1 pseudogene is annotated in these 887 nt (G+C 61.3%); it reads left to right on the top strand.

The annotated features are described in order from the left end of the window. Positions 1 to 610: 610 nt before the first annotated feature. Positions 611 to 887, top strand: a pseudogene (locus QWZ14_RS08805) (hypothetical protein); the annotation flags it as partial.

Below are 887 nucleotides of genomic sequence, written 5' to 3'. Positions count from 1 at the left end.
TTGATTGTGTCAATTACACCAGAGCTTTGATGTAAGTGCGGGCATTATGCGCTGGAATTCGGCAGGATGGTTTGAGTGGACGACAACGGGCAGCAGCGGCTAGGAATTGGGATTGCGCGAAGTGAAGACGGCCGGCTTGAAGCACGGCTTGGTGCCGTCAAGGCGCATCGCCGCGCCCGAATGGAGTTGGCAGTCGAGCCGCCTCCAGGATTGACGGGACAGCCAAGGCAGCTTTCGTTGTCAAGGCTTGCAGAGACTGTGCTGCCACATGCGCTCCGGGCAGTCGGCATGCTGCGACGAGGCCAGGCCAATGCCACCCGCATTCAAGTCTGCCGCAACTTGGTGCCGATTTCCCGCCTGCCTGCAGAATTCCAGGGCTACACCATTCTCCATCTAACTGACTTGCATGCCGATGTGAGCACGGGTGCGATGCAAGCACTGCCGCAAGCGATTGCCGGGCTGCGCTACGACGTCTGCGTCATTACCGGTGACTTTCGCGGCCGGACCTTCGGGCCGTATGAGCCCTCGCTGAACCTCATCCGCCAAGCCGTACGGGAGATTGTCGCCCCAATGTTCGGCGTANGGCTCAGCCCGGCTCTGGCTTGCTGGCGTGGATGACCCGCATCACTACCGCACGGATGATGTGCGCAAGGCCATGATTGATATTCCCCAAGATGAGCCAAGCGTCCTGCTGGCCCACAGCACTGATTGCCTGCGCGATGCGTCCAGGCAAGGCGTCAGCCTCATCCTGTGCGGGCATACCCATGGGGGACAAATCTGCCTGCCGGGCGGGGTGCCCGTATTGACCAGCAGCGCCATGCCACGGCGGTTGGCTAGCGGCGCTTGGAGGGTTGGCTCGCTGCAGGGATACACTTCGCGGGGTATTG

Origin of the sequence: Paeniroseomonas aquatica, assembly GCF_030409335.1 — a bacterium.
Classification (GTDB): Bacteria; Pseudomonadota; Alphaproteobacteria; order Acetobacterales; family Acetobacteraceae; genus Belnapia; species Belnapia aquatica.
This window is presented reverse-complemented; position numbering and strand designations above follow the sequence as displayed.